Origin of the sequence: Streptomyces shaanxiensis (assembly GCF_039537145.1) — a bacterium.
Classification (GTDB): domain Bacteria; phylum Actinomycetota; class Actinomycetes; order Streptomycetales; family Streptomycetaceae; genus Streptomyces; species Streptomyces shaanxiensis.
On sequence record NZ_BAAAZY010000012.1, the window covers coordinates 484,538 to 498,164 of the forward strand.

The window sequence follows — 13,627 nt, forward strand, 5'->3', positions numbered from 1 at the left end:
GAGCGGGAAGTGAACCGAGCAACAGCATTGCTGGCTGCGGCAGTTGAGGCGTTGGCGCTCAGAGCACACTCATGTGGCAATCCGTCCACTCCGGACACCGGCGTGCCGCCGGAAGTCCGTCGGCGCGATGCCGTACGCCGCCCGGAAGGCCCGGGCGAAGTCGTCGGCCCGGGCGAAGCCCCAGCGGGCGGCGATGGCATGGACCGGCGTGGCCGCCTCGGCGGGGTCGGCGAGGTCGAAACGGGCGCGTTCGAGGCGTCGGCGGCGGATGTACGCGGCGACGGTCTCGCTCTCCTCCGCGAAGAGGCGGTGCAGATAGCTGAGGGAGATGCCGTGCGCGGCGGCGACGGCACGCGGGGTCAACTCAAGGTCGGACAGCCTGCGTTGGATGAACGCCCTGATGCGTGGGGTCAGCGTCCGCCCCGGCGGATCCGGCCGATCCGGCTGTTTGGGCGGGGCGCAGGGGTCGGTGTCGGGGGAGTGGGAGGACAGCAGGGTGGCCACCATGGTGCCCAGGACCGTTCCCAGGCGCGGTCCGTCCGAGGGCTGGAACGTGCCGGTGTCCTCGGTCAGCTGGGTGAGCAGCCGGGCCAGAAGGGCGCCCGCACCCGCACCGCCCGCGATCCGGCGGCCCGGCATCCGGTCCGCCTCCTCCGGGGACAGGGGGAGCAGCGCCTCGGGGATCCCGATGCCGACTGCCCGGATCGGGCCGGCGCGCAGCTGCAGCGGTCGTAAGTGGTCGTCGAAGTAGAAGTCGCCCGCGCCCAGGGGCGTCTCGCGCCCGCCGTGGACGATCGCCGCCTCGCCCTCCAGAAGCAGGACCAGGTGGAACTGGCGATCGGCCGCCCGCCGGACCGGTGCGAGGGCCCGTGAGAACAGCGGCGGGCAGGTCACGGACCACACCGAGGCCGCCCCGAACTCGACGAGCCGTACGTGTTGCCGGATGGAGATGCCGTGTCGCCCGTACGCCCGGTTGAGCCCTCCCACGGTGTCCTGGCCCTCAACCACGAGGTACTCGGGGAGCCTGGCGGCGCCAGTCCCGCGGCGGCATGCCGTACGCGGCGTTGAAAGCACGCGTGAAGGCCGCGTGCTCCCGGAATCCGCAGTCGGCCGCGATGCGGTGCACCGGCACGTCCCGCAGGCGGGGGTCGGTGAGCGCACTTCGGGCCCGCTCCAGGCGCAGGCCGCGGATCAGCTCGGTGACGGTGGTGTCCCGGCTCCTGAAGAGGCGGTGCAGATAGCTGACGGAGATGTGGAGGGCGGCGGCGATGTCCCGGGGTGAGAGGTCCGGGTCGGACAGGTGCTCCTGGACGAATGCCTCGACGCTCGCCAGCAGGGTTCTTCGCCGGGACTCGTCCGGCAGCCGTGGGCCGGTGTCCAGGTGGTGGGCGAGCGTGGCGGCCAGCAGGTCCAGGGTCACCGTGCTCAGCCGGTCGATGTCGGCGGTCGTGCGGCGGACCCGGTCGGCGGCCAGGTCGCCGAGGAAGGTGGTGAGCAGCGCACCCATGCCCTCCTGGCCGGGTAACCGGGTCCCGAGCAGCCGGTCGGTGTGGCGGGCGGACAGCGGCAGCAGGGCACGGGGCACATGCGCGCGCACCAGCGTTACCGGTCCCCGGCCGGCCATCCGTACGCTGAACGGCCGCGAGCTGTCGTAGAGCGCGAAGTCACGCTCGCCCAGCAGGGCCTCGCGCCCGGCCTGGGTCACCACCAAGGCCCCGCGCCGCGGGAACACCATCGAGCACAGCTCGGGGTCCGCCGCCCTGATCATCGCCGGGGTGCGCCGCACCAGGGACGGCGAGCAGGTCAGCTCCACGATGTTCACCGGGCCGAGATCGAGTGCCCGGGCCGTGGCCTCGAAAGGCCCCGGGTCCGGGGCCGTGATCCGCATCGGGTGGTCGCTGTGGAGCAGGAAGTCGTCGAAGCGGGCCAGTCGCTCGGTCTGCGGCAGCTCCGCGCTGTGGAAAACGGTCGTGTGCACACATTCCCCCCGGGTTCCATCGAGTCGTATCGAACACCCGAGCGGGGATCATAAGCGCTTCGGATGGCGGCCGGGTGGCCGCGGAAAAGGGGGCGCCGTCCGGTTACCTTTCGTTCACCTGGTAGTTGGCAGGGGGTTGAGATCCGGCGTCGAACATCTCCTACGGTCGCAGGGATCCGCCCCGGAGAGAGCCCAGGTGTACGCGTGACCAACCGCCCCCCGACACTGTCCGTGATCGTCCCCTGCTACAACATCGAGTCGTACGTCCCCGAGACCGTGACCAGCCTGGTCAACAACGAACGGGACGACTTCGAGTTCATCTTCGTCGAGGACAGGTCCACCAAGGACAAGACGTACGAAGCGCTGCTGACGCTGACGAAGAGACTCAAGAACAGCAGGGTGATACGGCACGAGGAGAACGGTGGACTGGCCACCGCGCGCAACACCGGGATCGACGCCTCGGAAGGCCGCTACCTCACCTTCCTCGACGGCGACGACTGGCTGGCGCCGGGCTATCTCGCGGATCTGGTGGACGCCATCGAGCGGTTCGACGTCGATTTCGTACGCACCGACCACGTCCAGGTGACGGGCATCGAACGCGCCGTGCACCGGGCACCCGAGGGCCGCCGCCACACCCCCCTCGACCCGCGCTCCTCGATCCTCCCGGTCGACGACACGACCATGGTCGACTACCCGTACGCCTGGGCCGGCGTCTACCACCGCCGCCTCCTCGACAAGGGCATGCTGCGCTTCCACGACGGACTGAAGACCGCCGAGGACCGCCCCTGGATCTGGGACCTGCACCGCAGGGCCGACTCCTACGCCGTCGCCAGCCTGCGCGGCGTCTTCTACCGCCGGGGTGTGGCCAGCTCGCTCACGCAGATCGGTGACGTCCGTCAGCTGGACTTCTTCCGCTCCTTCGACCTCGTCCTCGCCGAACTCGCCGAGGACCCCGAGGTGGGCCGCCTGCGCAAGAAGGCGCTGCGCAACTACTGCGTGGTCATCGCCCACCAGCTGCTCAGCCGGGGCCGGTTCGAACGCAGCATCGCCGCCAGGCTCAAGCAGATGGCCGCCGAGGCGCTGGGCAGGATGTCGGAGGACGAGCTGGAAGAGGCCCTCGTCGGGATGGGCGAGGAGCGCGTGTACATGCTGCGCCGGATACGGGGTGGCATGAAGGGAGTGGCGGCATGATCCAGATCTTCTTCTCGGCCACGCAGTACGCGGCCGCGACCGTCACCGCCGCCATACGGGCCGGCCAGTTCGGCCCGCGCGAGGGCGTCCGCCGCATCCTCGTCGTCAGCAACACCGCCGCCATCCCCGAGGTCGGCACCCCGCTGGACCGGATGGCCGGCTTCGAGAAGCTGCGCCCCGAGTTCGACGAGGTGCGCTCCTGGAACGAGTTCATCTCCCCGCACCACCCGGCCGGCTGGTCGCCCCGGGGCCAGGACACCCTGCTGTGGGAGAAGGCCGTACGCCTCGCCTGGAACCTGGGCGACGAGCCCGTCGAGATCGCCTGTGAGTCCATCCAGGCCAACCCCTCCCGCGCGGTCGCGGACATCTTCGCGGACAGCCCGATCCATGTGTACGCGGACGGCCTGATGAGCTACGGCCCCACCCGCAACCGCATCCCGCACGGCATGAGCAGCCGGATCAAGCGCGTCCTGCACCTCGACCTGGTGCCGGGCCTTACGCCCATGCTCCTTTCCGAGTACGGCGTCACGCCCGAGGCCGTGCCGAACGACGCGATCGTCGACGTCCTCGCGCAGATCGGCGAGTCCGGCGCCGGCATCCTCGCCGAGCGCCTCCCGGCCGACGCCCCGCCCACCGCCGTCCTCCTCGGCCAGTACCTCTCGGCCATCGACCTGATCACCCAGGACGAGGAGGAGCAGCTCCACATCCGCTTCCTGCGCGCCGCCGCCCGGGCCGGCCACCAGGACGTGCTGTTCAAGCCGCACCCGAGCGCGCCGGCCGTCTTCAACGAGTCCCTGGAAGCGGTCGCGGCGGAACTGGGCGTCAACCTCACGGTGTTGAACGAGCCGGTCCTCGCCGAGACCGTCTTCGCCTTCCTGAAGCCGAAGCTCGTCATCGGCTGCTTCTCGACGGCCCTGATGACCGCCGCCGCCTTCTACGGCATCCCGGTCGCCCGCGTCGGCACGGACCTGCTCCTCGAACGCATCACCCCGTACGAGAACAGCAACCGCATCCCGCTGACCATCATCGACGCGGCCCTGCCCGACGCGGAGCACGCCGAACTCGGCTCCCCGCTCGAACTCACCGGGATGGCCGAGGAGTTGGCCCCGCTGGTGCGCAGCGTCGGCTACTGCATGCAGTCCCGCAAGCACCACGCCCTGCGCGACGAGGTGACCACCTGGCTCGCCGCCAACCTGGCCCAGTACCAGGGCTACTTCAAGCGCCGCCGCCTCACCAGCCTGCGCCTGCCGGGCGGCAGCCCGGTCCGCGCGGAGGCGCTGCGCAGGCACCCGGCGGTGCGGAAGGCCGTGCGGCAGCTGCGGCAGACGACGCGCAAGTAACGTCCCTTGCCTGAAAGGCGGTTGGGGCGCCCCCCTCAGGAGGGCGCCCCAACCGCCTTTTTGCGCTACCGCACCGCAGGCAACGCCCTCTTCAGCCGCGGCCCGAACGGCTTCTCCACGAACCGGTGCATCAGATACGCCAGCCCCAGCAGGCTCAGCACCGACAGCGCGAGCGTGGCATAGGAACCCAGCCCGAGCCCCCGGTGCAGCACCCGGATGAAGAACCAGCCCAGGTGCTCGTGGATCAGGTAGAAGGGGTACGTCAGCGCCCCCGCCACCGTCAGCCAGCGCCAGTTGGCCCAGCTCATCCAGCCCAGCGCGACCACCGCGACGGCGGCGAAGGCGAGGAAGACGATGGCCTGGATGACGTACGGGGAGCGATGGAAGTCGCCCTGCGCCCCCGGGTGCCACAGCGCCGTGACCGAGTAGCGCTGGCCCAGCAGGAAGGACATGCCGACGATCCCCCACAGCAGCAGATCGCTGCCGAAGCGGTGGATCAGGTACAGCGCGAGGCCGCCGATGAAGAACGGCGCGTGGTCGCGCATCACCAGCTCGTCCGTCAGCGGATTGTCGGCGACCCGGGCGAAGGCGGAGGCCAGCGTCCACAGGATGCAGAAGGTGACCACCCGCTTGTAGGTGACGCCCTTCCAGATCACGAACAGCGCGAAGAGGACGTAGAACTTCAGCTCCACCCAGAGCGTCCAGCACACACCCAGGACCCGCGGCACGCCGAGCGGCTGCTGCATCATCGTGAGGTTGACCAGGAGCTCGTCCGGCCGGACCGGGTGGACGACCACCGGCAGCAGCACCGCGGCGCCGGTGACCATGACGATGGCCACCCAGTACGCCGGGTAGAGGCGGGAGATCCGGGAGCGGAAGAAGTCGCCGAGGCTGCGGCCCCAGCTGCTCATGCAGATCACGAACCCGCTGATGACGAAGAAGAACTGCACGCCCAGGCTGCCGTAGGTGGACAGCTGCGACAGCGTCGGGAACATGGCGCCGGGGGACTGGTCCCAGGAGGCGGCGACCTCGCCGTTCTTGCCGGTGAAGTGGTACATGCAGACCATCAGGGCCGCCATGAGCCGCAGACCGTCCAGGGCGCGCAGCCGGCTCGCTCCCCGGGGCCGGACGGGAGGCCGCTCGGCGAGGACCTGGTTCAGCCGGGGTGCCGGCGGCGCCGGTGCTGCCGGCGGTGCCGTGGCCTGGTCAGCCGCGCTCATCCTGGGGCCCTTCCACTGGGAGTCTCGAGGTGCGTTCGGTCGTACGTGACGGCTGTTGCCGTTTAATACGACGACCGAACGCTAAGTCCCTCGGACGGGTGAAAGGTGAGTGACGGCTGACGCTCAGGGAGCGCAAAGGTGTCACACGGATGAACAACCACCCCTTGTTTCTAATTACTTTCGGCCGGCCCCCTGCTTCAACGCCCGCGCCCGGCGCGCCAGTCGGCGTACGGTCGCGTTCCGCGGGATGAAGGAGAGCTGGGCGGGTACGGCGCCGGGCAGGGCCAGCGAGGTCAGGCGCTTGCGCTTGAAGTAGCGCCAGGTGTGCGGGTTGAGGTGCTTGGCGAGGTAGGCCTCGGCGGCGCCGCGCAGCCCCGGGTAGATCTTGGGCTGCATCGCGAAGCCGACCGCCCCCAGCAGCGCGGCCAGTTCGTCCACCCGCTCGCGCGTGGGCATCGCCCAGGCGTTCACCGCGGCGGTGTCGGCGATGTCCGGCAGCAGCGCGTCGACGATGGTCAGCGGCACACGGTTGCTGTTCTGGTACGGCGCGAGGTGGGCCAGCAGGGTGTCGGTGCCGACCCGCGCGACCGGGACGCCGTACAGACCGGCGGCGGTGAACAGCCCGGTCGAGAAGCAGCCGACGACCAGTGCGGGCCGCAGCCGCTGGAAGGCCACCTCGGCGAGGACGGGCCGGTCCAGGAGGGTGAGTTCGGCGCCCAGTTTGCTCGCCTCGTCCTCCAGCAGCTTCGTCCAGCGGGCCGGCGCGACGGGGTGCGGCTTGAACACGAGGCTGCGGTGGCCGAGCGCGACGGCGCCGCGCACCATGCGCAGGTGCAGGTCCTCCTCCTCGGCGTCGGTGAGGATGCCGAGCGCGGAGAGGTACTGGCCGAGCAGCAGGGCCGGCCGGCCCTCGGTGTCGTCCGCCGCGACCGCGGGCAACTCGCTCTCCGCCTCGGAGAGTTCACCGAGCACCTTCAGGAACGCCTCCGACGGCACCAGCTCGGACGGGACACCGAACTCGGTGAGCAGCAGCGGGGTGAGGCCCGGGACGAGATCGAGGTGCAGCAGGCGGCCGATACGGGTGCCGACCAGCGGGTCGATCTTGTCGCGCGTGGGGCCATAGCTTATGAGGCCGTCCGCGTAGACGTCGACGGGAGCGCCGGTGAACAGCTGGCACAGCGCGAGGGCCGGGTTGACCTGGACGGACTCGACGGCCAGCTGGATCTCGTCGTCGCCGAGGTGCCACAGCAGCCGTACGTACCGCTCCCACATGGGGACGTCGTCCGCGCGGGGCGACCAACCGCTCGGGTGGAACGGGGAGATGGTCTCGTTCCAGGACAGCACCTCGTCGAAGCGCTCACGCAGCCGGTCGAAGCCCGGCATCGCGTCGACGGACGGGGTGGTCTCCGGGTTGGTCGCGTTGTTGGTGACCAGCAGCAGCCGGCGGTCGGCCGGTTCGAAGAGCCCGGCGTCCAGGGCGGCGGCCAGCGTCGCGGCGCCGTACAGCGTCGAGGCGCAGAAGATCTGGGTGGTGCGCGGCATCAGGCGGCCACCGTCCGGGTCCCGACCGCCCTGCGGCGCACCCGCCGCAGCCGGGCCGCGCGCTGCGCGTCCATCGAGTCCATTACCTCCGCGAGCACGTCCTGCGGCATTCTTTTCAGGGCGGCGGCGCTCATCGAGCGCAGTTTTCGAGCCACGGCGGGTTCGAACCTCTCGATTTGTCCGAGATGATGAGCCATGATCGCGCAATAAGTGCGCACGGCTTTCGGAAGCAGCTTATCGGCCTCGGGGTCAGCCGCCGTTTCCTCGATTACCTGGTCGAACGCACGAATGAAATCCAGCTGTCGTACGTCACCGATCTGGGTGAGCGAGGACGCCACTCCGCGCCGGTAGTAGACACCGAGCAGCCCCACCGCGGCGAAGGATTCCGCCTCCCGGTGCAGCTTCCAGATCCACGGCCGGTCCTCGGCGGTGCGCAGCCCGTGGGTGAAGTGCAGGATCCCGCGGTCGACCAGGCGGCGGTGGTAGATGCCCGCCCAGGCGTACGCGTAGTCCACGGACGTCGACCGGTCGGCGGGCAGGATCGCCTCGCGCGGGTTCATCACCGTCCAGCGCCGGCCGTGCGGCACCCGGTGGATGCTGCGCGCCCGCCCGGTGCACTGCACATGGTCGGTGCGGACGAAGTCGCAGCCCAACTCCTCGATCGCGGCGAGGAGTTGCGGGAAGTAGCCGGGCGCCAGCCAGTCGTCGCCGTCCAGGAACGTCAGGTACTCGCCGCGCGCCTTGTCGATGCCCGTGTTGCGCGCGGTGGCCAGCCCTCCGTTCTGCTCGTGTCTGACGACCACCGCTCCCGGCAGCTCGCGCTCCGCGCGCGCGAGGATGTCCGGTGTCCCGTCCGTCGAGCAGTCGTCGACGAGGATGAACTCGAAGTCCTCGCGTGTGTTCGCACGCAGGCTCTTCAGGGTGTCTGGCGCGTATTGCTGCACGTTGTAGAACGGCACGATGACGGAGAGCTTGACCACGCGAAGGACGTTAGGGGGCGGTCCGGCACCCGTCTTTACCCGGAGCTTGATGTCAGGTGAACGACGCGTGGCGATGCCGTGAACCAGGCTTTTTTTCAACGGCTTCGGGCCCCGATTCGCCGTTCGTCGATGTGCTGTTAACCGTTTGTTGCATTCGGGTTGGGCAGAACCTCGAAATGGCTTCCTAGCGTCTTCGACGTGCCAGCAAGTGCGACTAAGACCCGGCGAGTGGCCGTACTCGCGGATTCCGACACCCGGTGGAAGTGGGGCGCGCTCACCGCGAACCGCATAACTCCGGAGAATTCGGACATCCGTCTGGACGGATTCCTCCTGCGTGGCCGGGCCACCCCCACCGCGCGCCAACTCCAGGAAGTCGGCGTCCACGCCGACTCCCTCCGTGAGGTGACCGCCGTCGAGTTCCTGCGCATCATGGCGCAGGAGTCGTACGACGTCCTGGTCCTCTCCCTCGTCGGCGGCGGCGTGCAGGCCATGCTGCACGGCCTGAAGCGGGTCTGGGAAGGGCGTACGGAGCGGCCCGTCGTCGTCACCGGCTATGTCGGCGTCGTCTACGAGAAGCTCGCCGACGGTCTGCTGCTGCGGCACGGCGCGGACCTCGTCCTCGCCAACTCCCGCCAGGACGCCGAGCGATTCCGCGCGGTGTACGAGGGGGTCGGCGCCGACGCCACGTCGGTGACCGAGGTCGCGCTGCCGTTCCTCGGCGGGGAGCCCTACACCGGTGAGCACGACCCGTACACGGTCGTCTTCGCCGCCCAGCCCTCCGTGCCGGACAGCCGCAAGGACCGTACGTACCTGCTGAACCGCCTGATCCAGCACGCCCGCAAGCACCCCGAGCGCGAGGTGCTGCTCAAGCTGCGCTCCAAGCCGGGTGAACACACCACCCACATCGAGGAGTTGCCGTACCAGAAGCTGGTCCAGCCGCTCGACCCGCCGGCCAACTTCAAGCTGGTCTACGGGAACATGGGCGAGGTCCTCGACCGCACCGACCTGCTGGTCACGATCAGCTCCACGGCGGCACTGGAGTCGCTGCACCGCCGTGTCCCCACCGTCGTCCTCACCGACCTCGGCGTGCGCGAGACGCTCGGCAACCACCACTTCGTGGGATCCGGCTGCCTCGCCTCCTGGGACCAGCTGGACGAGGGGCACAGCCCGACGCCCGACGAGGAGTGGGTGTCCCGGCAGGGCGTCTGCGCCGACGGCTCGTACGCCACCGCCTTCGACCCGGCCCGCGAGCGCATCGCCAAGCTGCTGGAGCGGCCCGGCGGACTGCCCGCCCTCACGCCGTACTACACGCCGGCCACCGCGCCCGGCTATCTGCCCGGCATCCTCGCCCGCCACCACCTCGGCCCGGACGGCAGCCCGCTGCCCGGCGCCCCCGCCCATGACAAGGAGCCCGGCCCGGTCCGCCAGATAGTGCGCCGGGCGGCCCGCGGCGCCTACCGGCACGGCGTGCAGCGCGTGGCCCCGGTCATCCGGCGGATGGGGGAGCTGTGAGCGACCCGACCGGGGCGCCGGGACGCGCCCCGAAGCCTCTGCAAGGAGCCCAAGGAGTGGAGCCCATGTCCAACTCGGAAGCAGACCAAGGCACTTCGGTGCCCCGCGTGCTCGCCGTGATCCCCGCGCGCGGCGGCTCCAAGGGCGTGCCCGCGAAGAACCTGATGCCCGTCGGCGGGGTACCGCTGGTGGCGCGGGCGGTGCGCGAGTGCCGGGCCTCCAGACTCGTCACGGACGTCGTCGTCTCCACCGACGACCAGGGCATCGCGGCCGCCGCCCGGCAGGCCGGCGCCGAGGTCGTGCTGCGCCCCGCCGCCATCGCCGGCGACACCGCCACGTCCGAGGCGGCCGTACTGCACGCCATGGACGCCCACGAGGCGCTGCACGGCGCCCCGGTGGATGTGGTCCTCCTGGTGCAGTGCACCAGCCCGTTCATCATCCGCGAGGACCTCGACGGTGTCGTCAAGGCGATCGTCGCGAACGGCGCCGACACCGCCCTGACCGTCGCGCCCTTCCACGGCTTCGTGTGGCGCCACGGCGACGACGACGCGACCGCCGCGGAGTCCGAGCGCGCGGCCACCACCGGCGGCTACGGCGTCAACCACGACAAGTCCTTCCGCCCGCGCCGCCAGGACCGCCCCCAGGACTTCCTGGAGACCGGCGCCGCCTACGCGATGGCCGCCGGCGGCTTCCGCGAGCACAAGCACCGCTTCTTCGGCCGCACCGAACTGGTGCGCACCGACCCCGCCCGGGTCCTGGAGATCGACGATCCCCACGACCTGGCCCGCGCCCGCGCGCTGGCTCCGCTGTTCGACGCGGACCGGCCCGGCGCCCTCCCGACCACGGACGACATCGACGCGGTCGTACTGGACTTCGACGGCACCCAGACAGACGACCGGGTGCTGATCGATGCCGATGGAAAGGAGTTCGTCTCCGTGCACCGCGGAGACGGACTCGGCATCGCGGCCCTGCGCAAGAGCGGGCTGAAGATGCTGATCCTGTCCACGGAGCAGAACCCGGTAGTCGCCGCGCGCGCACGGAAGTTGAAGATCCCCGTGCTGCACGGCATCGACCGGAAAGACCTCGCACTGAAGCAGTGGTGCGAGGAGCAGGGCATCGCGCCTGAGCGCGTGCTCTACGTCGGCAACGACGTCAACGACCTCCCGTGCTTCGCCCTCGTGGGCTGGCCCGTGGCGGTCGCGAGCGCCCACGACGTCGTGCGCGGCGCCGCACGCGCGGTCACCGCCACCCCCGGTGGCGACGGCGCGATCCGAGAGATCGCCAGCTGGATCCTCGGCCCCTCTCTCGACTCCCTCAGCAAGTAAGGACATCTCTGCCATGAGCACCTACTCCCGTCTGCGCTCGTTCGGTTCGCGTGAGGTCGGCCCGGGCAAGCCCGTCTACATCTGCGGCGAGATCGGCATCAACCACAACGGTGAGCTGGAGAACGCCTTCAAGCTCATCGACGTGGCCGCCGAGGCCGGCTGTGACGCCGTCAAGTTCCAGAAGCGCACCCCCGAGATCTGCACCCCGCGCGACCAGTGGGACATCGAGCGCGACACCCCCTGGGGCCGGATGACCTACATCGACTACCGCCACCGCGTGGAGTTCGGTGAGGACGAGTACCGCCAGATCGACGAGTACTGCAAGAGCAAGAACATCGACTGGTTCGCCTCCCCGTGGGACACCGAGGCCGTCGCCTTCCTGGAGAAGTTCGACGTCCCCGCCCACAAGGTCGCCTCGGCCTCCCTGACGGACGACGAGCTGCTGCGCGCCCTGCGCGCCACGGGTCGCGCGGTCATCCTCTCCACCGGCATGTCGACGCCGAAGCAGATCCGTCACGCGGTCGAGGTCCTGGGCTCGGACAACATCCTGATGTGCCACGCCACCTCGACGTACCCCGCGAAGGCCGAGGAGCTCAACCTCCGCGCGATCAACACGCTGGAGAAGGAGTTCCCGAACGTCCCGATCGGCTACTCCGGCCACGAGACGGGCCTGCAGACCACGCTGGCCGCGGTCGCTCTCGGCGCCGTCTTCGTCGAGCGTCACATCACCCTGGACCGCGCGATGTGGGGTTCGGACCAGGCCGCCTCGGTCGAGCCGCAGGGCCTCACGCGCCTCGTCCGCGACATCCGCACCATCGAGGCGTCCCTCGGTGACGGCGTCAAGAAGGTCTACGACTCCGAGCTCGGCCCGATGAAGAAGCTGCGCCGCGTCGCCGGTGTGGTCGCCGAGGCGGAGATCGCCGCGGCGGCGGGCGAGCCGGTCTCGGTCTGAGACAGATCTTGCTGAGTTCCGGGTCCGAGTGCTGCCAGTGCGAGCGCTCGGACTCGGAGCCAGTTTGAGCGACTTCTGAGCGACTTCTGAATACGAGCGCCGCATGAGCGCCTTACGACGGGACGGTCGTACGTCGATGAGCCACCGAGCCGGGAACACCGGCCCCCGCACTCTCGCCTTCGTCGAGAGCCCGGTACAGCTCCTGAACGTGCTGGAGTGGGCGCACGCCCACGCGGACACCCTCGGCGCGGGGCTCACCCTCGTCGTCCTGTCCCCGATCGACCCCATGTCCCGCGGCCAACTGCGCCGGATGGCCGAGCTCGCGCGCGACGACGGGCACGAGGTCCGCTGGGAGGAGGCGCGGGGCGGCGCGGCGGCCCCCTTCCAGACCATCGGCGGCCTGGCGGGCCTGCTCCGCCGTGCCGACCGGATAGTCCTGGGCGATCCCTTCTCCCGCTACGTACAACTCCTGCTGACCATCACCAAGGCCCGCGACCTGGTCGTGGTCGACGACGGCACGGCCACGATGGAGTTCGTCGCCCAACTCGCCCGCGGTGAGCGCCTGGTGCGCTGGCACCGCAAGGGCGGCCGCCCCGGCCCCCGCGACCTGGTCTTCGCCCCGGTGTCGTCGGCGGCCCGCAAGCGCCTGACGCCGAGCGCCCACCGCAGGGTCGAGATCTTCTCCTCGATGCCGATGGAGGAGACGCCGGACGGCGTGACGGTCACCGCCAACACCTTCGCCTGGACCCGCGACCGCTTCGGCCCGCCCCGCATCACCAAGGGCGCGGACATGGTCGGCACGTCGCTGGTGGAGACGGGCGTGGTGGACGGCGACCGTTACCTGGAGGCCGTCAGCTCCCTCGCCAAGACGCACGGGGCCACCCGCTACTTCGCCCATCGCAGGGAGAGCGCGGAGAAGCTGCACCGGCTGGCGGTCGAGACGGGCCTGGAGGTCGTACGGCCGGATCTCCCGCTGGAGCTGATCGCGCGGCGCGGGCCCATCGGCCGTACGATCCTGAGCTTCCCGTCGACGGTCGTGCACACGTTGCCGCTGGCGCTGTCCGGCACGGAGGTGCGGGTGGCCGTGTGCGACATCGACCCGGCTTGGCTGACGGAGAACGCGTCGCCTCGGGCGCAGGGGTTTTTGTCGGGGGTCACCGGGACAGCGCGGGACGTGCACCGGCTGTCGGCGGTTACGGCCGTGTGAGCGACTTCAGGGCCTCGATGAAGGGGGCGAAGGCTTCGGCTGGGACGGTGAGGATTCCGTAGGCCGGGGCCTTTGAGTCGCGGATGGCTATGTGGGTGCGGCGGGCTGAGACTTCTACGCAGGCGTTGCCGTCGCCACTGCCGGAGTAGGACGACTTTCGCCAGTTGTCGGGCGTTGTCATGGATGCCTTACAGCTCTTCTGCCTTCAGGGCTTCGATGAAGGGGCTGAAGATTCCGTTCGGGACGGTGAGGGTTGCCCTGGCTGGGGCTTTGGAGTCGCGGATGGCTATGTGAGCGTGGAGGTGTGCAACCTCCACACAGGCGTTGCCCTCGCCGCCGCCGGAGTACGAGGACTTCCGCCAGTTGTCGGGGGTGGTCAT

At 70.1% G+C, this 13,627-nt stretch carries 13 protein-coding genes; 6 read left to right on the forward strand and 7 right to left on the reverse strand.

Features of this window, described 5'->3' with window-relative positions; translation table 11 throughout:
- Positions 1-69 precede the first annotated feature (69 nt).
- Together ABD932_RS25220 and ABD932_RS25225 are read right to left on the reverse strand one after the other, a co-directional pair.
- Positions 70-987, reverse strand: coding sequence for a helix-turn-helix domain-containing protein (locus tag ABD932_RS25220; protein ID WP_345015793.1), 918 nt, complete (start codon positions 985-987; stop codon positions 70-72).
- A 13-nt stretch (positions 988-1,000) separates the two neighbouring features.
- A complete protein-coding gene (locus ABD932_RS25225; RefSeq protein ID WP_345015794.1) occupies positions 1,001-1,978 on the reverse strand; it encodes a helix-turn-helix domain-containing protein in 978 nt (325 codons plus the stop codon).
- A gap of 204 nt (positions 1,979-2,182) precedes the next feature.
- Between ABD932_RS25225 and ABD932_RS25230 the strand changes: the two genes are divergently transcribed.
- Both ABD932_RS25230 and ABD932_RS25235 read left to right on the forward strand, forming a co-directional pair.
- Entirely contained in the window at positions 2,183-3,169 is a 987-nt protein-coding gene (locus ABD932_RS25230; RefSeq protein ID WP_345015795.1) for a glycosyltransferase family 2 protein, read from the forward strand.
- Positions 3,166-4,509: an alpha-2,8-polysialyltransferase family protein gene (locus ABD932_RS25235; protein WP_345015796.1), complete on the forward strand. Its 1,344-nt coding sequence runs from the start codon at positions 3,166-3,168 to the stop codon at positions 4,507-4,509. The genes ABD932_RS25230 and ABD932_RS25235 overlap by 4 nt, the downstream gene beginning before the upstream one ends.
- A 65-nt stretch (positions 4,510-4,574) precedes the next feature.
- Here the strand turns inward: ABD932_RS25235 and ABD932_RS25240 are convergent, their stop codons facing one another.
- The 3 genes from ABD932_RS25240 to ABD932_RS25250 form a co-directional block, all read right to left on the reverse strand.
- Positions 4,575-5,729, reverse strand: a complete 1,155-nt coding sequence (locus ABD932_RS25240) for an acyltransferase family protein (protein WP_345015797.1) — start codon at positions 5,727-5,729, stop codon at positions 4,575-4,577.
- A gap of 174 nt (positions 5,730-5,903) precedes the next feature.
- Positions 5,904-7,271 (reverse strand): polysialyltransferase family glycosyltransferase, encoded by a 1,368-nt coding sequence (locus ABD932_RS25245; protein ID WP_345015798.1) that lies wholly within the window; start codon positions 7,269-7,271, stop codon positions 5,904-5,906.
- Entirely contained in the window at positions 7,271-8,251 is a 981-nt protein-coding gene (locus tag ABD932_RS25250; protein ID WP_345015799.1) for a glycosyltransferase family 2 protein, read from the reverse strand. The genes ABD932_RS25245 and ABD932_RS25250 overlap by 1 nt, the downstream gene beginning before the upstream one ends.
- A gap of 198 nt (positions 8,252-8,449) precedes the next feature.
- On the opposite strand from ABD932_RS25250, the gene ABD932_RS25255 reads away from it, so the two are divergent.
- From ABD932_RS25255 to ABD932_RS25270, 4 genes are all read left to right on the forward strand, one after another.
- Complete coding sequence (locus tag ABD932_RS25255) at positions 8,450-9,763, forward strand: DUF6716 putative glycosyltransferase (RefSeq protein ID WP_345015800.1); 1,314 nt, start codon at positions 8,450-8,452, stop codon at positions 9,761-9,763.
- 65 nt (positions 9,764-9,828) lie between these two features.
- Positions 9,829-11,088, forward strand: coding sequence for a cytidylyltransferase domain-containing protein (locus ABD932_RS25260; RefSeq protein WP_345015801.1), 1,260 nt, complete (start codon positions 9,829-9,831; stop codon positions 11,086-11,088).
- A gap of 13 nt (positions 11,089-11,101) precedes the next feature.
- Positions 11,102-12,040 carry an N-acetylneuraminate synthase family protein gene (locus ABD932_RS25265; RefSeq protein ID WP_345015802.1) on the forward strand — a complete coding sequence of 313 codons (939 nt, stop codon included), beginning with the start codon at positions 11,102-11,104 and terminating at the stop codon, positions 12,038-12,040.
- Positions 12,041-12,176: 136 nt separating this feature from the next.
- On the forward strand, positions 12,177-13,247 hold the full coding sequence (locus tag ABD932_RS25270) for a hypothetical protein (RefSeq protein WP_345016396.1): 1,071 nt from the start codon (positions 12,177-12,179) through the stop codon (positions 13,245-13,247).
- Here the strand turns inward: ABD932_RS25270 and ABD932_RS25275 are convergent.
- The gene (locus ABD932_RS25275; RefSeq protein WP_345015803.1) at positions 13,234-13,428 is read right to left on the reverse strand and encodes a DUF397 domain-containing protein; all 195 of its coding nucleotides are present in this window, start codon (positions 13,426-13,428) and stop codon (positions 13,234-13,236) included. The two genes, ABD932_RS25270 and ABD932_RS25275, sit on opposite strands and share 14 nt — an antisense overlap.
- Positions 13,429-13,435: 7 nt before the next feature.
- The gene (locus ABD932_RS25280) at positions 13,436-13,627 is read right to left on the reverse strand and encodes a DUF397 domain-containing protein (RefSeq protein ID WP_345015804.1); all 192 of its coding nucleotides are present in this window, start codon (positions 13,625-13,627) and stop codon (positions 13,436-13,438) included.

Coding starts and splice junctions, on each gene's coding strand:
- ABD932_RS25235 (WP_345015796.1), top strand. CDS start 3,166: ATGATCCAGATCTTCTTCTCGGCCACGCAGTACGCGGCCGCGACCGTC.
- ABD932_RS25240 (WP_345015797.1), bottom strand. CDS start 5,729: ATGAGCGCGGCTGACCAGGCCACGGCACCGCCGGCAGCACCGGCGCCG.
- ABD932_RS25245 (WP_345015798.1), bottom strand. CDS start 7,271: ATGCCGCGCACCACCCAGATCTTCTGCGCCTCGACGCTGTACGGCGCC.
- ABD932_RS25260 (WP_345015801.1), top strand. CDS start 9,829: ATGTCCAACTCGGAAGCAGACCAAGGCACTTCGGTGCCCCGCGTGCTC.
- ABD932_RS25265 (WP_345015802.1), top strand. CDS start 11,102: ATGAGCACCTACTCCCGTCTGCGCTCGTTCGGTTCGCGTGAGGTCGGC.
- ABD932_RS25270 (WP_345016396.1), top strand. CDS start 12,177: ATGAGCCACCGAGCCGGGAACACCGGCCCCCGCACTCTCGCCTTCGTC.
- ABD932_RS25275 (WP_345015803.1), bottom strand. CDS start 13,428: ATGACAACGCCCGACAACTGGCGAAAGTCGTCCTACTCCGGCAGTGGC.
- ABD932_RS25280 (WP_345015804.1), bottom strand. CDS start 13,627: ATGACCACCCCCGACAACTGGCGGAAGTCCTCGTACTCCGGCGGCGGC.